The organism is Stenotrophomonas sp. FR012, from assembly GCF_047520565.2.
GTDB lineage: Bacteria > Pseudomonadota > Gammaproteobacteria > Xanthomonadales > Xanthomonadaceae > Stenotrophomonas > Stenotrophomonas sepilia.
The window spans coordinates 63,362-80,616 of record NZ_JAXBQL020000008.1 but is presented as its reverse complement, the minus strand read 5'-3'; the positions used below and the strand labels follow the sequence as shown (position 1 = coordinate 80,616).

General features: G+C 56.0%; 11 protein-coding genes and 1 pseudogene. 5 read left to right on the top strand and 7 right to left on the bottom strand.

Translation table 11 applies throughout. From position 1 onward, the window contains the following. Positions 1 to 155 precede the first annotated feature (155 nt). Positions 156 to 1,925, bottom strand: a complete 1,770-nt coding sequence (locus ACM0O9_RS14270) for an ATP-dependent nuclease (protein ID WP_312383045.1) — start codon at positions 1,923 to 1,925, stop codon at positions 156 to 158. A gap of 137 nt (positions 1,926 to 2,062) precedes the next feature. Between ACM0O9_RS14270 and ACM0O9_RS14265 the strand changes: the two are divergent. Then, positions 2,063 to 2,478: pseudogene (locus tag ACM0O9_RS14265) on the top strand (transposase); the annotation flags it as partial. Positions 2,479 to 2,585: 107 nt separating this feature from the next. On the opposite strand, the gene ACM0O9_RS14260 reads toward ACM0O9_RS14265, so the two are convergent. The 6 genes from ACM0O9_RS14260 to ACM0O9_RS14235 form a co-directional block, all read right to left on the bottom strand. After that, positions 2,586 to 3,560: a PDDEXK family nuclease gene (locus ACM0O9_RS14260; protein WP_293982432.1), complete on the bottom strand. Its 975-nt coding sequence runs from the start codon at positions 3,558 to 3,560 to the stop codon at positions 2,586 to 2,588. Between the two features lie 101 nt (positions 3,561 to 3,661). Continuing rightward, on the bottom strand, positions 3,662 to 4,027 hold the full coding sequence (locus ACM0O9_RS14255) for a 4-fold beta flower protein (RefSeq protein ID WP_376785717.1): 366 nt from the start codon (positions 4,025 to 4,027) through the stop codon (positions 3,662 to 3,664). Positions 4,028 to 4,413: 386 nt separating this feature from the next. Then, entirely contained in the window at positions 4,414 to 5,028 is a 615-nt protein-coding gene (locus ACM0O9_RS14250) for a hypothetical protein (RefSeq protein WP_414603663.1), read from the bottom strand. A 474-nt stretch (positions 5,029 to 5,502) separates the two neighbouring features. Continuing rightward, entirely contained in the window at positions 5,503 to 6,435 is a 933-nt protein-coding gene (locus ACM0O9_RS14245; RefSeq protein ID WP_414603662.1) for a LysR substrate-binding domain-containing protein, read from the bottom strand. Positions 6,436 to 6,769: 334 nt separating this feature from the next. After that, the gene (locus ACM0O9_RS14240; protein WP_414603661.1) at positions 6,770 to 7,474 is read right to left on the bottom strand and encodes a hypothetical protein; all 705 of its coding nucleotides are present in this window, start codon (positions 7,472 to 7,474) and stop codon (positions 6,770 to 6,772) included. A gap of 869 nt (positions 7,475 to 8,343) precedes the next feature. Beyond that, on the bottom strand, positions 8,344 to 9,474 hold the full coding sequence (locus tag ACM0O9_RS14235) for a HEPN-associated N-terminal domain-containing protein (RefSeq protein ID WP_414603660.1): 1,131 nt from the start codon (positions 9,472 to 9,474) through the stop codon (positions 8,344 to 8,346). A gap of 662 nt (positions 9,475 to 10,136) precedes the next feature. Here ACM0O9_RS14235 and ACM0O9_RS14230 point away from each other — a divergent pair. The 4 genes from ACM0O9_RS14230 to ACM0O9_RS14215 all read left to right on the top strand — a co-directional run bounded on the left by ACM0O9_RS14230 (position 10,137) and on the right by ACM0O9_RS14215 (position 17,211). After that, positions 10,137 to 10,964 carry a hypothetical protein gene (locus ACM0O9_RS14230; RefSeq protein WP_414603659.1) on the top strand — a complete coding sequence of 276 codons (828 nt, stop codon included), beginning with the start codon at positions 10,137 to 10,139 and terminating at the stop codon, positions 10,962 to 10,964. A 1,301-nt stretch (positions 10,965 to 12,265) separates the two neighbouring features. Further along, the gene (locus tag ACM0O9_RS14225) at positions 12,266 to 14,803 is read left to right on the top strand and encodes a helix-turn-helix domain-containing protein (protein ID WP_414603658.1); all 2,538 of its coding nucleotides are present in this window, start codon (positions 12,266 to 12,268) and stop codon (positions 14,801 to 14,803) included. After that, positions 14,800 to 15,915 (top strand): AAA family ATPase, encoded by a 1,116-nt coding sequence (locus ACM0O9_RS14220; RefSeq protein WP_414603657.1) that lies wholly within the window; start codon positions 14,800 to 14,802, stop codon positions 15,913 to 15,915. Before ACM0O9_RS14225 ends, ACM0O9_RS14220 begins: the two co-directional genes overlap by 4 nt. A 3-nt stretch (positions 15,916 to 15,918) precedes the next feature. Next, the gene (locus ACM0O9_RS14215) at positions 15,919 to 17,211 is read left to right on the top strand and encodes a TniQ family protein (protein WP_414603656.1); all 1,293 of its coding nucleotides are present in this window, start codon (positions 15,919 to 15,921) and stop codon (positions 17,209 to 17,211) included. The last annotated feature ends 44 nt before the right edge of the window (positions 17,212 to 17,255 follow it).

The following is a 17,255-nucleotide window of genomic DNA, read 5'->3' as shown; positions in this document are numbered from 1 at the left end:
AAGATCATCTACGCGAGCTTGATTGCATCCAGTTAGCGATAGAAGAAGAGCAACCGCAAGAATTAGCCATCGCATCATTGGAATTACCCCCTAGCCAGCCAGTGGCCGGATTCCTGCTCGGTTCTACGATCCGCAGCACACGGGAACATGGCAATCTAACTGCTGGAGAATTTTTGCAGAGCTTCAATCAAGCGCCGCATCTCCTCAGGAATCTCGCCGATGTGCATTGCAGAAGCGATAGCACTAGGTGTTACAGACACGCCGTACCCATTTTGTAGCCATTCGTTGAAGCGGGATAGAAGAAGCTTTCCTGGGACCACCTTAAGTCGACGGTCGAAATCACTCCAATCCGACTCGAAGGACTTGTGAAGAGTTGCGGTCGCGGTCGATATGTCCATGCCCGGCGACGCATCAATCAGGGCTTTCACTCCAACTGAGTTAAGCTGGCCAAAGACCTCGCTCTTCATGCAATCAGCAAGTCTGCCAATTTGAGATGCGACGTCTACTTCAAAGTGCGTCCTCTTCCCTGTCCGAGCTTGGCGGTCTAGAATCCGTGCAGCCACCGCGCGCTCAATTGCTGATGGCACGAGGAGAAAGTTCTCCAGCTCCTTTCGGTCGTGAATCCAAACAAACTCACACGAAGATTGAAGGGCCAGCCTAAGGTCGTCAACTGCCTTGGAGGTACGGTAATCCCGATCAAATATGATGCCGCGTTTGATCGAAATCCCCAGAGTTGCCTCCATTCCGTCGGAGAAGTCTTTTACTCGAGACGGGTTGAACCCCTTTGCAGCAACTACTGCGAAGGAGGATCTGTTCGCTAGTGAAGTGCAGTTGAATTTCCTCGCAAATGCGGAGAGAAGCGCGAAGTCCTCGCCTTCCACGAACAGCGCTCGTTTGGTCTTTGCAAGCTGTGTCAACGTAGGGTTTAAGTTCGAGCCAAGTGAGCCGAATAGGCCTTGAAGCTGCGAGGGATTCTTTATGCGCTGAGCATTCTTGGATTTCTTATTGAGTACAAGGATCTCCCCAGAATCGGCCTCTGCAATGATCTCAGTTGCGTGTGTTGCAATCAGCACATCGCCGCTATGCGACCGCAATAGGTGGACTAGTTGCCGCTGGAGATCGGAATGCAGATAGACGTCCGGCTCATCGATTATTAGTAACGATTCTGGAGGGGCCTTCGCAATAAAGGTAAGCATCTGGCACCACACTTGAAATCCAAATCCGGCCCAGTACAGTTCACGTGGCATTCGTTCTTCCGGACAGAACATGTGGAGCTTGGCGGAATCGCTGCTTCTGCTCAACTCTGGTTTGTCGATGTCCATTCCTGGCCACGTTTGACGAATTAAATCTCGAAAGACCTCAAATCCGTCTGGGAAGTGGTACCAGATGTTGCGAAAATTTCGCGACGCTCTATGAGTCAGAAGTGCGCGACGCGCAGTCTCCTTTTGGTTGAGAGTCTCATTGTGCTCCACAGGTCCGAGCACCGGCACAAAGTGCACTGATGCATCAAATGCTCTCTTAAAGTCGGTGGGCGTCCGTACATCCTTGCCAGTTGTTTCACATAACAGAACGCAAACATCGTTCTCAGGAAATACGAGTCGAAGCTTGTTCCCGTTGGATAGCCAGAACTCAATTATCGCAGGCTCAGAGTCATCATAGTTCGTGAAGACATTCTCGGTGGAGACTGGCAGGTCGCTTAAGTTAATTGGATAGCCCCAGCCTTTTGTCGCCGTAGCCTCGCTGTAGTCAGCATTGCGCGAATGTGCTCTCCGGATACCCTCTGCAAGTATCCGAAAAGCACCTATGACCGTGGACTTTCCGGCATTATTTGCGCCTACCATGATGTTGAACTGGGTAAGGCTGAGCGAGTAGGATCCGAAAGCCTTGTAATTTCGAAACTTGACGGTTGTGAAATGACTTGCCATAGGGCCCCCTTGTGGCTACGTGCGTCCATAATTGAGCATATCGCATTATGTGTCCGCCGTGACTGCGCAAGCTCCCTTTGCAGCCAGACACCCGATAAGGAGAACTTTCTGGCATCTTTAGCCAGCGAGGAATTTGCATGCGCACATCAAAGTTCACCGAGACGCAGATCATCACGATCCTCAAGCAAGGCGATGCCTTGCTTGCGGTGAAGGATCTATGTCGACAAGCTGGTATAAGCACGGCGACGTACTATCAGTGGAAGAGCAAGTACGGCGGACTTGAGGCGTCCGAGCATCGTCGGGTCAAGGACCTCGAAACTGAGAACGCAAGGCTCAAACGCATGTATGCGGAAATGGCGCTGAACAACGCAGCGCTGAAGGACTTGATGGCAAAAAAGCTGTAGGGCCGGTTCAGAAGCGGGAGGCAGTGCGTTTCCTCACCGAGGTGCACGCGCGTCCCCTGAGCCGGTCTTGCGGTTACGTGGGCCTGTCTCGTGCGGCATGCTACGCGCCGCCACTGGACTGGACCGTGCGCGATGCGGAGTTGATCTCGGGGGAACGACGCTGCCACGCGAGCTTGTCCAGGACATCGACCAACGCTTGAGTTAATTCGCTCAGCGAAGCGACTTCGGCTTGAATGAATTGTTAGGTGCGCCGAGACTAGAACGGAATCTCATCAATAAAGGGTGTCACGGGAATTGCGCCTTCAGGAAGAGGAAGGCTGCTCACGGTGTAAAGGTTCAAGATGTCCTCACGGTCCATAAAAAGCAGCTGGCTCCGCTTAGAGGCGTCAAGCTTTCCGCCAAGCCAGTTCCTGGCCTGCTTGGTAATTTCACCGCCAGCGACAATGAAGGCATGATCGACTAGCACTTTTTTGCTTGTTTCAGGGTCGAATATCTCGTGTCCAAGCATCATTAGGGCTTGATTGTGGATCTCCGCGATGTTCGCGTTTGATGCTCTTGACATGCCGGATGCGTCCAACTTTCCCTTCTTGGCTTGTAACCCGAAGTAAAGAACATGCTGGGTTGGTAGAACGTAGCGCATCCAGATATCTTTGCCGTACTCAAGTGCTTTGTCTTTGTGGCCGGCTGCGGATATGCGGTGATAGCCGAGTTGTCGAAAGAGGGGGAGCAGTACGCGCTCAATGAGCTCATCCTCCGAGCACTTGTCTAGGTAGTTAGACAAGTCGTCACGCTTCTTCAGTTCCGCTGTGGTGAATGGGCGGTGCGGATTGGGCGCAGCAGAGACGGACTGTGTACGGATGTGTTTGAAATGGAGAAAGCCATTTTCTCCGTAGAAGGCCTCGTAGCCTTCTCTATGCAATGTTTTATTGAGGGCGCTTAGAGCTTTGGAGCGGTCAGGATCATCGTCCGTTGCGTCAGATTTCTCCATAAGAACTTGAAAGACCTTTACGAAGCTATCCGGCAACAAGTTGGGGCCTGACGGTGGCTCCTGGAGCAGTTCCTCAAGTTTTGAGGACGTCCAACTCCATCGAGTTGATCCGTCATGTACAAAGTCAAGATCGCATTCTTCAAAGAATCGTGTGATGTAGCTGCTCGATCTGTAGTGAAAGTGATCGGCATCGCCGATGATCATCTCGGCGAGTTCACGGAGATTTCTGCTCTTGAACTTCATCTCTGCATGATAGCGAAAATTCTTACAGCGCTCCTAACACCTGACTTAAACCGACTTGGCCGCGCCAGCGGACAAGTTCGGCTTGAATGAATTATTAGGCGCTACTGCGCCAGCCACGCAGAAAACGACAACTGAGACCAGCCGCCAGCGGGAGTGGCTGGCCGAGCTGGACGCGCAGGTCGAGCTGGGCGGGCCGGACGCGCGGGGCGTGCTGCTCGAGCAGCACGTGCGGGCCTTGCTGGGCGGGCAGAACCAGCCACACCTTGTCCAGGATTCCAAGCAACTGGCCGACCACCCTGATCTAAACACAGGATGGCATGTACTTGACCAAGCCAATCGCCTGATTCGGACGACCATGCGTGGCCGTTTGCGATGTAAGCGACCCAATCCATGTCAGTGTCAAAGATGTGCTCGTTCGGCGCGATCCAGCCAACGAGGTCGCAGTTCTTATCGAAAAGCGGGAGCATCGAACTCTCCTTGTAGGGCCAAACTACCTAATAACCGGATCCCTGGGTCCGATTATACGACTTATCCACAGCGCACCGTATATTGGACTCTCCCCCTGATGCGGCTAGATCATAGAGCGCCCCAGCTCCGGCTAGCAAGCCGATGAATAACCTGGCCGAGCAGCGTCCAGAGCATGCGCTCAGGCGGATGTCCGCTTTGGGTCGGTAGCGGACATTGCCACCTTCCCTTACGGTCGGTCTGGGCCCATGTCCGCTTTCGGCCATAAGCAGACCCCGGCCGATCAGCGTCAGAAGACTTGACTCAGGCTAGCTTGTCTCGCAGTGGCCAGAAGCAGGAATCCGTGAAGCTCCAGCCGAGCCGCTACAGGGGATTCGTCTCGAGCGAATCACATTTCGGGTTGGGAAGTCGCAGAATTTTCAACTACACGCTGGTTGGACTGTGCCGTGCCAAAGTCGAACTCTGCGGGGGCCACGGCGATGCAATTGAGCTGGCGCTCCAGTTCGCGAAGCCGGTTTGGGCCACCCTGGGTGGAGGCTAGAAAGACTCGAACAACGTGCGGATCCTGCAGCAGCTCTCTGATGACCGACGCAAACATTGACTTCCGTGCAAGATGCAAGTCTTGAGCGTCCTCTATGAATGCCGCATTCCAAATGATGAGAGTTTCGTTCGGAAATTTCCCAGACGGTGCGGAAGCAAGAGTTGCCATGAGCTGGTTGTACAGCGCGGCCAGATAGCCCCACTGTGCTGCGAACCTGGTGTAGAACGCCGCGTACGCACCGGCAAAGACGGCGCCGAACCATGGGATCATTTGCCCAATCTCGACCTTGAGCTGGGCTGCAGAAAAAACAAGCTCCGTGCCGGCCGCAAAGTATGACTTGATTGGGAGCACGATCACGCAAATTAGCGATGTCACCCAAAGCGACCGCAACAGTACAGCCGTGCCGCCGTTGGGTCTGTTCCGCAGAAAAAATTCACCAGCAAGAAAACTCACTGTCGACATAGTCTTTACTCCCGCCAAACCATTTGATGGACGCTCCCCCTGGGAGTTTGGCTGTGCCACCTACACCCCCTCAAACGGATTCGGCCCCCTGGCACAGCTCGATACTAGGCGGATTGTGACCTGTTCACAATCCGTTGCAACGCCTGAAAATGACTAGCCTTCAGTCCAAAGGGCCGTAAGCCGCCGTTGTCATATCGAAGAGGGATGGACCGTAGTGGGCGTCCGCTTCCGGCCAAAGGCGGACATCTGTGAGATCTACGATAACCCTAATTATCGCTCCAGGCCGTTAAAAGCCATGAGGTAATCGAGTTGTGTTACCCACCCCGCCTCGCCGCCTCCGGCTCCGGCTCCGCAGGTCAAAGTGCTTGGCGATCTTCAACGCCTTCAATTACCTGCAATAGGCGTTGCGGAAGGATTGGAGAGACTTCTCCGCGGCTGATTGGACGGCGCAGTACTTAGCGGTACCTCTCGGAGTTACTGTGCGGCTGCACTCAGTTCCTTAAGGAGCCAAAGTTTGAACTGGTCCATAGCAGCGGGTTGATTGGCCCTGCGGGACTGCACCAGATGATGGCCTACGTAGCGGATGGAGAGGGTCTGGTCCGCCAGCGGGGCGACGAGTCGTCCCTCTCGGCGCTCTCGTTCGGTCAACAAGTTCGATTCGAGCACTACGCCCAGCCCATCGGTAGCCGCGACGATCGCCATGGAGCTTCGGTCGAAGCCCAGCCCGCTTAACGTTGGGGTCCTGGCACCGTTCAATTCAAACCAGTGTGGCCAGCGGACCGACTTGCCTGTGCTCTGGATCAGGGGAAGTCGATAGAGATCGGCCATCGACGAGATTTCCTTTGCCACTTCGGGACTGCACAGCGGAGTGACCTCCTCAATCAAGAGTGGCAGGCGGTGCTCAATGTGCAGCGACTCCTCTCCGTAAACGATGTCCAGATCGTAGTCGTCGTTGTCGAACTGTGCGTAATCGGTGCTGGCTGAAAAGCGAAGGTCGATGCCGGGGTGGGTGCTGACGAATCCGGCCAGGCGCGGAATCAGCCATTGCGTCGCAAAGCTTGGGGCAGTGTGCAGCCGAAGTGGGGCCGGAGGGCTGTCGGACACCAGGGCAATGCCCTGTCGAAGTTCGGCCAAGCCCCGCTGCACATGGGCCAAGAGCCACTCGCCCTGAGCACTTAGGCTCACCTCTCTCGTGCGGCGAGCAAACAACGGCACCTGCAGCTGAGCTTCCAGCTTCTTGATGGCATGGCTCCCCGCTACGAACGTCGACGTCGCGGGAACGTGGCGGCAGGCTTCCCGTCCAACGCTGTCGCTGGGCTCCGAAGAGTTGACGTTCTGCAGAAGCTTGAGGCGGCTACGCAGGAAATGGAGCGTGGTGCAGTCGCGGGAATGACCGCTGGAGAACACTCACTTGGAGATCTAACGGCCGCCCGACTCGAGTCGCAGAGTGCCGCAATCAACACCCGCATCGAGCAGCTTCGAGCCGCATCGCTTCTGATTCAGCTATGGAAGCTGACGGGCGAACTGAACCGCGAGAAGGTTCTAATCATCTCCAATGGCTTGCGACTAGAGCACATCTGATTCTGCTAGCTGTCCGGCGAGGAGTTCTGCGTCGCTATGCTCTACGCACGATCGCGAGTGTTCGTGTCCCAGCACTCGATTGAGACTGTTCCATATGGCAGCCATGCACTCATTGAGTGCATCCTGTGGAAGAAACGGGCGCGACATCATTTTCTATGTATCACCGTTCGTGCTCGTCATCGTCTCGACTTCTAAGCGTCGGTCCACGCCAGACGCTGTGGTCTTGCTGCTCAGAAGGAGATCGGGCACGTTGTTGAAGAGGTTCCAGAAGTTGCTCCAGCGAAGAACTCGTCCGGATCTTGAAGCTATCGCCGCTTTTGGCCACGGCAAGCCAGGTCGCATCCCTTCCACCTCCGCCTTGTCTGCGGTACGAGGCAAGTTTGCGCAGGTACGCCTCAAGCTCGCGGGGCGGCAGGCCAATCTTCTCTTTGGCTTCTGGAGATTCGTCGCCGACCAGATGCACGAGAGCTTGGATAAGACGATGGCACTCCATCTCAACCTTGGACTTATCCAAGCCCAACGCGGATGCGTAGACCATAGCGAACAGATCAATTCCATCGGACGTTGGCCGGCTGAAACACAGCATGTGGGCCCTGCGGGAGGCGACCTTAAGCAGCGTGTCGCCCTCAAAGGCCTGCAGCGCTTCCTTGCTCCATTTCCCTTTCTCCGAGTCGATGGTTCCTTCCTCTCGTTTAAACTCCAAGGCCAGGCACCATTCCGCGCCGACCACGAGGTCACCGAACGTCCCGTCCAACGGGGTTTGCTGGAATAGATTGGCCGGCATGAACACACCGGCCTTTCCGCATTCAACACCCAGGGCGAAGACGAACGCGCCCAGGATCTGGTTTTCATAAGGTGTACCCATGCAGTCGCACTTTCCTGTTCCAGAGTGAGTCTCTGATGGTAGAGATTTGGGCTTTCAGAGACTGTAGGGCGATTCCCCACAGGCGCAGCCCACAGGCTGGCCACTTCCTAAGGTTGATGCCTCGGATGGGGGTCGACCTTTTGTGGGCATGGCATCGAGGAAGCTCCGTGCGCCTTGCACTCTCTGCCGGCGGATGGTCAACCTGGACTGACGATCCTGATGCCGGTTCAATCTCACGCTGTGCGACGCCTGATGCTCATGATCGCTCAGTCAACCACGAGATAGGCGGGGATCATGGAACGAGGAAACTGGGTGGTGGTGCGAGCGTACGGTCTATCTGCGTCGCTGCTGGTGCTGGCTGCGCTATGTGTAGCCATGCTGTCAGCTTGGCCTCAAAACCCTCTGCTGGCTGGCCTGAAGTCCATGGCCAGCTTGGTGCCTGTCGGCCTTGTGGCCGCAAGCCTGGTGCTGATGGGGATGGCTACCTACCGGCTGCACAGGTGGCAGCGTGGTGCGGGCCATGACTGCTCTCATTGCGGTGGGCCGCTCGGCCCCGAGCGTGCCGGCCGTGCCCGGATGGGAGGTGCCTATCGGCGTTGCTATGCGTGTGGCTCCAACGTCAACCATCGACACTACCATTAGACGGCAATGACCGGGCCGGTCGGGTGTTGTCCAGGTTCAGCCACTTGAGCGCAGTGGTTTGAGTCACGAGGATGGCGTACTCGAGCATGGTGCCACCTGCGGCAACCTTGGCGCGATAGAAGCCGATCAATCGAGATCGTTGCCAGAAAGTCTAAGCCCGCAGGAAGAAGGCCATTGCCAAGCAGGGCTAGTGGATCCCACCCAAGCGGTGGGTTGGAACAGCGCCTTCACATCGACACGGCACTACTGAAAGAGATAGCCTTGAATCGATTGTGCTGGAAGGGGCTCCCTGACGGGAAAATTACCAGATTCACTCCGCCTGGGTGGGCCGCACTTGGGAAGATTAGTCCGTCGATGGAAACGCCATCGTCTCGGGAAAAAGACTGAGCTACGTACTCACAAACGATCTGTGAGGGGACATAGTCAATATGTTCTCTGCCATCCTTATCGACAGGCTGTGTGATTGCCGTCACGAAGCCGGTCAAGAACAGCGCCCTGATGCGCTCAGACCTTAGGTCAGTTGCAAAGACGGAGGGCGCTCGGGGAAGCTCCACCAAGTCCACAACGTTAAGCAGTCGATCGGTACGGAAGACCGCGGTCGCGGGCAACGTGCCTTCGGGGGCCGCGCCGATCTCCGCAAGGGCGGTTCTCGCATCGAACGCGGCATAGAAGTATGGGATCCCTGCAGGGTTCATACGGCCGGCCGTGGCCCGCTCTTTCGGAGGCGGCCCTAGGGTCGACCCTGATACCTCCATGGATCCGTCAGCCGGGAGATACCTTGCCCTGTACAGTTCCGTTCCGGTATCGAGCGGCCTGATCAAGGAGCTTATTTCCACACCGACGACTTCCAGCATGTCGGCGACGGGTATCTCCTGCGAGTCCGTATCCGTACGAACATTTCGGAAGTTGAATCGAGTCTGATGCTTCACCGCATAGGAGAAGCTCTTCCAGGAGTGGAGCATGAGTTCCTCGTCCTGGACATCCGCCCAATGCCCGCGCGCAGCTTCAACCCAGCATCCAGTGACATCAGCCTCGACAATATCCTCACGCAGCGCGTCGGCCGGATAGAAGCCGAGCACGTCCAGAACATCGTCCGTGTCCAGGGTGGGAACGATCCACCCTCCGTCCATCCAGGGAGTACCCGCATTTGCAGGCTCGGCGTAGTACTTTCCCACCACTTCGTAGAGGTGTTCTTGAACGTGTTCGACAGCAAGAACAGGGATGCTGCACTTATCACAGTAGTCGCACTCGCCTTGGCAAATGTTGGCCTTCGACAGTCGCCAGATATCTGCCTGATTCAGGCAATCCTCGCAGGTGCTCCCCTCGATGGAGCTCCAGCCTCTCTCTTGATCCTCCATCCATTCGTGCTTTGCCCGTCCCATTGTTACGCCCCCGAGCGACCCATGCTGGCGCGAGTATAGCTACAGAGAGCGATGTCTTTGGTCGAGGCGGCCGGTCCTTGGGGCGGCTTCCAAAAGGGGCGCCAGATCCTACGCCGGTCCCAGGCACTGGGTAGCCGCTACTCATATCGGAGGTAATTCAGTTCTAGAGGGCAAGCCCAGGGCGCCTAAGTGCTTAAAACTATAGAGGCGGGGGCTAGGGGTTTGATATGCGCAATCTAACTGCCAGTCGCGCAATTTATGAACCAGTCGCGTTCAATGTGAATCGTGACAGAGGTTGAGCTTGATCCAACTATGAAAACCGAATCAGACAACCACAACAAGAGCTTCAACGACCGCCTCTGCGACGAATGCCTCAACGAGCAATCATTCCGGACAGTACTGCACGCCGGCACCGAGATCGAAACCTGATGGCGGGAATACGACGTCGAACGACCAAGGAAGATGCGGAGCACTTGGCACCAGCTGCCCTAGCCCAACCGATGGCGATCAAGGCCACTGCAGTGCGACTTGGACTCCCCTGATCTCTGCTTCTGAAATCAGAGCATGCGGGAATCACCAGGCAGTCGATAGCGAATTTTCATATACAATAAGAGCATGTAAGTCAAGCGTGACGGAATATGAACTGGATTGCGGGTGTCGATGAAGTAGGTTCTGAAACTCAAATGTCAGAAGGCTGGACTTACGCCATCCTGCCTGACATCGCCATCTCAGCAATTGATCGCGCCGTTTCAAGTTGTGACGTCAAAAATTTTCACGGGAAGAAATTCAAGAAGGCACAAGAGTCGCAGTATGAGACTTTTCTTTCTGCAGCACGGGATGAGCTGATTAAACATCAGAACTCATCTCTAACATTTACGCTTCTTAATCTCTCCTGGAAGAGTACGTTCATTGATTTCTCAAACCGACTAGTTTCCGGGGGACTGGGAGGCGCGGACGTGAATGATAGCGATGCGCTAGCGATAGCCCAGCACCTCTTCCCCGGCCTTATCACTTTCCAGCGACTTACAGCGTCATCAAATCTGGAAGCTATCGACATTGAGATAGATTCAGATGATATTTCCAAGAAGCTCTCGCTGAAAACAGTCTTGATCAATGGACGATCCGTGCCGGTAGCCAATCTTCTGCGCTGGGCATACGAGGCGCATAGAAAACAACGGTTTCAAGGCTCACCCAGACTCGGCACTGGCGGCATTCGCGCGTTGAGCGACGCCAAATCGCGCGCCATCCAATTGGCTGACGTATTTGGAAACTTCGCGCTTTCCTACATTTTCGTCCAGCATGGCGACCAATCCAAGAGTCGCATCGTCAAGGCGGGAATATTCGAGAGAGTTTTTGGTAACGAGATCAAGCCCGGCCCTATCCTTAGCGATACAAGGTTGTCAGGTAAAAACTTGAAAGATATTGAGATTTCTCATTCGGGCGCGCTGACACTGCGGCTGGGCTAGTAGCAGAAGGCGAGGAAAGGTTACGTCGCCCGAGGGGGCGACCGCACAAGTACCACCAGTAGACCAACGCGTGATTATCGATCGCATCCGCTCTATCACGTCTATCCCAGCGTGGACGTGAGCGCACTCATCTACGATCGACACTCCTGACCTCTGATCGAGCACGACTCTTCCAAAGCTGCTTCGTCGAACATCCTGGTGTGCCCAGTCTCATTTCATCAGGCACAGACCCATGATCCACGCCGCAGCGGATCACGATAGTGCCGCACAGCACGATCGTCTTCGGACGACTCCTGGCGCTTGGAGCATAACTGGCATTTGGACGCAGCCTAGTGCTGGCGCACACAGACTTTGGTTAGTTCGAAAGGGGGTTATCGGAGTCGGAGGCCCGACAAGCGTGCTACCAAGGGCGCAGTGGGCAACTTGAATGCTGTTTCCACAGGGAAAAAAAGTTGGCCCACGCCGCGCGCGGAGCATCCCAATGTTTCCCCGGGGAAACATCTCTGAAGCGTGCGGTCGTGAAGGCAGCAACGTTAAGTTTGCGCACATTCGACCTCGCCCGTGAGAAATCGCGCATCACTACATCGAAGTTGCGATCCGCAAACGTGCTTTCGTAACACACCTTAAGCCCTCGCAACTTCCTGATTCGTCGGGAAGTCAAAATTTCTGTCGCAAGCCTCAGATGGATGCTCATCAGCAAAGCATGCGGAACCTGCGCCACTGATCTTTGCTATCCGCGGGAAATCGTTTAGGTTCTCCCGATGCACAGTTCAATCCAGTTGCTGGCCCTTCGCGCAACCAGCGAAGACGATCTGGCAGAGCAAATCACGATGGATCACGGCCTCTTCGTGGCAGTGGCTGACGCTTGGCAGGCACTGGGCTATCCGTCGCGGGGAGCTGCGCGCCGAGCGGCCGCCGGCGACAGGCTAGGCATGGAGTGCATTCAGATCCCAGGGAGAAGAGCCCGCGTGGTGAGATCTGTCGATCTGGCCCATTGGCTCTTCCGTCACTTTGGCAGGTCAGCGTGACCACAAGTACGGCAACCGACACAGGAGGCTGCGCACTGAATTAGGCCAAACCTGAAAAGCAAAGCCCGTGCTTAGGGGCACGGGCTTCGCCTACAACTGGGCTTGTCTGCTTTGGAGGCTAGACGAGCTCAAGATAGGATCTTCTTGGGTGCCCGTCAAGGCGGGACGGCTTTGCTTTGCGCCTAGAAAATGGGCAAGTTAAATGTACCGCGACAAGCCGATCAGGCCGGGGAGGGCGAAGGGACGACACCCTCAGTAAGACCGGAGGACCTGGTGCGCTCCGATCTGCTGGTGTGGACCCCAGCTTTCACGCCCCGCACGCGTGAACGCCACATTGCCCCATTGCCACAAGAGGAAGTTGAGCGCCACGCAAAATCTCTTGGTGTGACTCCTCCTGGGATCGAGTATCTGATCTCGGCCATCCTCCTCCCCCCTGCCAGAAAGGTCGGAAACTCGCACGGAACAAACCGAATTGGCGAACGCCATGGCTACGTCCAGGGGAGCTTTCTCTCAGAGGACTCTGAAGCGCGTGTTCAGACCGAGTCAGATGGTGAGATGGCCTTTGCGGAGATCGTGTCCTGCAATCCGTCTACGTTGATCCTCTTGGATCAGCCCAGCACTGTCGCGATGACCTTCGCCGACTCAATTGGTCGCCGACAGCCACGTAGGTATACGCCAGACTACCTATTGGTCATGTCTGACAGAGTGGTCGCGATTGAAGTTAAGCCCTTACAGGCACTCCTGAAAAACCACCAACGTCGTCCAGACCTTTGGACGTTCCGCGATGGAAGATTTTCCTTCGGCCCCGCCGATGACCACTTCGGATCCATCGGTATCGACCACGAAGTTGTTCCGACTGAGACAATCCCCTGGATTCTCGCCCGTAACCTCTCTCTGTTGGAACCCGTCCCCCACCCCATCACCGATGCCGATCAGGCGGCGATCAAAGCAGTGCAACGTGCGGTTCATCGCAGGCAGCCGGTGTCCATTGAAGGGGTAATGAACCATTGCGGTCTGGCGAGCGGACTGCCGGTACTCCAGGCCATTCTGCTGCAGAAGGTATACGTGGATCTCTCCCGGTGCTGTCTGTGGGAGCCCGACTCCTCCACAATCTGCTCAACCCTTGACCGGGCTACAAAGATTGGCATTGCGATCGAGCAGAGGGATCACGTGCTGCAGAGAGGCCTCGGCGAGGCCGAGCAGCTGTTCAATCCGCGATACCTTGAGAAAATTGGATTCCGGCTTGCCGTCATCAATGGACAGGCCTTGGCCCTGTTTCCCGAATCAGCTGAGGTTAGCGAACGAACTGTTCAGCGCTGGCGCGCGCGCTATAGAGATCATGGACTAGCAGGACTCGCGCCAAGATCAGAGAACGCCGGCCGCCCCCGCTCGATTACGGATGCCAATCTTGACATCGCACTTTGCCAAATAGCGTCTGATCGATCGTCAGGGAATGGGGTGACGATTGAGAAGTCCTATGCGAGCTACTGCGTGACAGTGGATCGCATGAGCGCAGGGCCGCATGGGCTTCATCCAATGTCCAAGGCGTCCTACAACCGGCTATGGCACTTACGCGATCATAACAGGATCGACGCACTAAGGGCTGGAGGTAAACGAGCTGCCAATGCGGACGCGGGGCGTGTGGCCACTGAGAAACAAGCTCCACTTGCCGTCATGCCATTCCAGATCGCCCAAGTAGATCACTGCACTTTGCCCGTGGCCTGCGAGATGAAGGGCGACGCGATCCTCAGCATGCTAGTTGACCAAGTGAAGGAGGAAGTACTCGCATGGTTAATTCTGTTCTCACCGCCAAGTTCGACTACAAACGCTCTACTCCTGCGCGATTGCGTCCGCAGGCATGGACGGCTTCCTAGGACGATCTACTCCGACGGCGGTAGCGACTTCCGCAGTGATGCCTTCCAGTTATCCCTTTGGGATCTCAAGATCAACTTCCTCCAGCGAGGAGCCGCACACCCGAAAAGTGGGAGTCAGGTTGAGCGTAGACATAACCTAGTTCAGGAAGCGGCCATTCGTGGAGCAACAGGCTTCAAGGTAGACGTAAAGAGCAGCCGCGCCGTATCTGCTAGCCATAGCCCTGAGGCCAGGAGTAAGCAACTGCGTAGCCGAGTTCTCAAGAAAGTCTCCTTGGCAATAGACATGATCAACCAGGGCACTGCGTGGGAAGGTGCGCCAAGCCTCATCGACACGCGCCATCACCTAGAGAAGATCTATGGAGAACAGGGTGTTCCGGTCAAGAAGGATCTGCATTTCTTCATTACCACTTCACCCTTCATTGAAATCCGCGGCTACACCAACCCTCGGGGCGCCATCCGCTGGGATCAGCGCTACTTCACCTCGACGGTCCTTATCTCGAAATCCATCGCGGTTGCGAACCTCTCACCTCGACTGGACCCAGAGAGTGACGGCAATGTCATCTACTTCTATCTCGATAAAGCTTGGCATAGGGCAGTCTGTCGGAAGCACAGTCTTCGCACAGGCATCAGCGACGAACTTCTCTCCGGAACTGCACCATTCGCCACCAGGCCCTCGTCGGAAAGAGGGATACATCCAATGCACAGGGCGATAGAGCTGGAGCAGAGAGCATACGATCAGGCGGCGCGGGCTGATGACTTCGTTCCCACTGAAGGCTCTGTAATGGCAGGCAAGAGTTCGGAGCTCGCGGAACAGTCCAGACAAGGCTTGGTCGACAGTGAAGAGCTTCCTCCGACCTGCACATCCAGCCTGTGTGTGGACGATGGCTGGGATGACGTCCAGCCGGCACCTGTGGATCCTGCGACAGGTGCCTCATGACAGCAGAGCCAACGTCATTCGAGCGCGATCTTGATCGCATCACACCAAGACTCATCGGAGTGGTCGGGCATCGCAACTTCATAGCGACAGAGGTGTTCCTTAGAACATTTTGCGAGAACATCGGCGGAGGAAACATCATTGCGATCATTGGCCCGTCAAACAGCGGGAAGTCTCTTCTTCTCCTGAGGCTAGCCAAGCATCTCCGAGAGGTTGTCTTCAGAGCGGCAAAGCCAGAGTCAACTCCCATCATTGGCGCTTTCGTCCTGCCTTCTAATGATTCTCGCGTAACGCCGAAGTACGTGATTCAGATGCTTCTCGGTGATGCTCGCCATCCTCTTTACGATCCGGTGAAGCTAGAGCAGTCGCGCCATCGCGGAAGTGCTGGATCCAAGACTGAGGCCGACCACCTAAAGCTGCTCAGGAACCTGTTCTCCATCAGCAGGATCGAATTCGTACTGCTGGATGACGCACAGAGCATTGCACGCACGAAGAACGAGGAGTTCGGAGCCACGCTTTTGGAGGCCCTGAAAGTACTGTCAGGGCCAGGACAGAACCTCGTCCTTACCGGGGGATATGAGCTACTTGGTCCACTGCTAGCCCACAGAGCGCACCTCGCCGCGAGAGTCACGATTGTCCATCTGGCCCCCTATGAGGGCGAGGCTGACTATGGCGCTTGGCAGAGCATCATCAAAGCTATTGAGAAGGCGAACCCCCATGGTATCGGTGAGAGTGGCGCACTGAGAGCGTGCAGTCGCGAACTTTACATCCAATGCCATGGATGCATTGGTGTTCTAGACAAACGTCTCCAGCAGGTGATTGCCTTCGCAGCCGCCTGTAACGAAAGCATCACCGCTAAGATGATTCGCGCAGTCAAGCCGGTGCAAGCCGAATGGTCCACGATCGCGAAGGACATCGAGCTTGGCAAGGCCGCCCTTGCTCAGGTTTCCGATGTAATCACGCCTGGGGCACCTCACATCGACTCGACCCCCGAAGGCGGCCGCTCCGCAATGCGCGCTGAGGGCACAATGAGCAGCACCAGCCCAACACGTAAGAAGCGACTCGCCGGAAGTCGTCCATTCCAGCGAAAGCCTGCACGAGTCCCAGGAGGCTGACTGATGAACACCTTCTTGCTACCTGTCCAACCCTTATCGTTTGGAACTGTAGAGACCGAGTCGCTCTCTTCCTTTTACTCCAGAGTGGCGATTCTTCACGGCTATGGCAGCTCGCAACTCCTCCGAGCGCTACGGGGCGCCTTCGATCCCGACGCCGCCGCTGACGGCGAATCCAGACTCTACACGGGCAATGGGCTGAATGGCTCAGGTCAGTGGGTAAGGGGAGTTTCGGATCTCCTAGAACGGGGGCTTGGCAGAGCCGATCTCAACCGGCTCACGCTGTTCGCGCTTCCGTCACACCTCCCCAGGACGAGCCGGAGCGTGCGTGCTGGAACAAAGAACATCGCGCGTCTACGCACCTGGTGCGAGATGTGCTTGTTGGAAGATGCGAGACACCATATCGGCGCACATGACCGGCTGATCTGGACCATCAGCTACATCGAAAGATGTCCATTCCATCGGGTGCGGCTTCGCGCCAGCTGCCCATCCTGCTTCCAGCCTCAGAAGTACCACAACATGAGGCTCGGCCTTGACCATTGCTACTCATGCAGTTCGTTTCTCGTTGGTGATAGGAGTCTCATCCAGCCGGACTTGCATCCCCACTACGGAGAGCAGGAGTGCGTAGAGCTGGTTTCCGCTATTGCATCCGGAGACATCTCCAGTATCGCCCCCGATGTTGTCCCCCGGTTCTATCGCACGTTGAATGCGATGTGTGCACCTTTGCACCGAATTGACAGGCGCAAGATGAAGGAGAAAGTTTCTTCTCGGGGAGTGAAGAACTCCTCGACATTGAGCAACTTGATCGATATTTCCGTGCGACACCAAGTCTCGATCGCGCAGCTTGCGACTGAGCCTGAGCTTGCTGCAAAAGCGTCCTTCGGACTGGCTCTGGCCTCCCCAGGCAAAGGGGTTCCCTTCGAAGGGCGTAGTTACAACGAGATCATTGATGACGTTCGCGCACTAATGGAGAGGGGACTTGCTGCCCCTGATGGAATCCGCATCCCAACACTCGCTGAGATCTCTACACTGTTTCACCTGCGCAGCTTCTCGTTCCGACTTGAGTTCCCAGACCTTGCTCAGAGCTACGTGGGGAAAGTTAGACGACAGGCGCAACTGATGCTACGGCGAGAGACGGGCATGGCGCTAATTGAGCGTCTTGAGCTAGAAGGGAAACTCCCATACCTCACCGATGGAGAAGTGCGGAGCATGCTCGAGGACGAGCTCGACATGAGCCACGGATCAGCTTGCACGCTGCTTCGTCAATGTAGGCGAAGGCGCACCGCCCGAACTCCTTAGACTGCCAAACCTCAGCGCACTGGCCCCATCCTTAGTCCAACAAG

Excerpts from the sequence above, each read along its gene's own strand:
- ACM0O9_RS14240 (WP_414603661.1), bottom strand. The coding sequence starts at position 7,474 with ATGGGTACACCTTATGAAAACCAGATCCTGGGCGCGTTCGTCTTCGCC.
- ACM0O9_RS14260 (WP_293982432.1), bottom strand. The coding sequence starts at position 3,560 with ATGAAGTTCAAGAGCAGAAATCTCCGTGAACTCGCCGAGATGATCATC.
- ACM0O9_RS14235 (WP_414603660.1), bottom strand. The coding sequence starts at position 9,474 with ATGGAGGATCAAGAGAGAGGCTGGAGCTCCATCGAGGGGAGCACCTGC.
- ACM0O9_RS14215 (WP_414603656.1), top strand. The coding sequence starts at position 15,919 with ATGAACACCTTCTTGCTACCTGTCCAACCCTTATCGTTTGGAACTGTA.
- ACM0O9_RS14250 (WP_414603663.1), bottom strand. The coding sequence starts at position 5,028 with ATGTCGACAGTGAGTTTTCTTGCTGGTGAATTTTTTCTGCGGAACAGA.
- ACM0O9_RS14220 (WP_414603657.1), top strand. The coding sequence starts at position 14,800 with ATGACAGCAGAGCCAACGTCATTCGAGCGCGATCTTGATCGCATCACA.
- ACM0O9_RS14255 (WP_376785717.1), bottom strand. The coding sequence starts at position 4,027 with ATGCTCCCGCTTTTCGATAAGAACTGCGACCTCGTTGGCTGGATCGCG.
- ACM0O9_RS14230 (WP_414603659.1), top strand. The coding sequence starts at position 10,137 with ATGAACTGGATTGCGGGTGTCGATGAAGTAGGTTCTGAAACTCAAATG.
- ACM0O9_RS14270 (WP_312383045.1), bottom strand. The coding sequence starts at position 1,925 with ATGGCAAGTCATTTCACAACCGTCAAGTTTCGAAATTACAAGGCTTTC.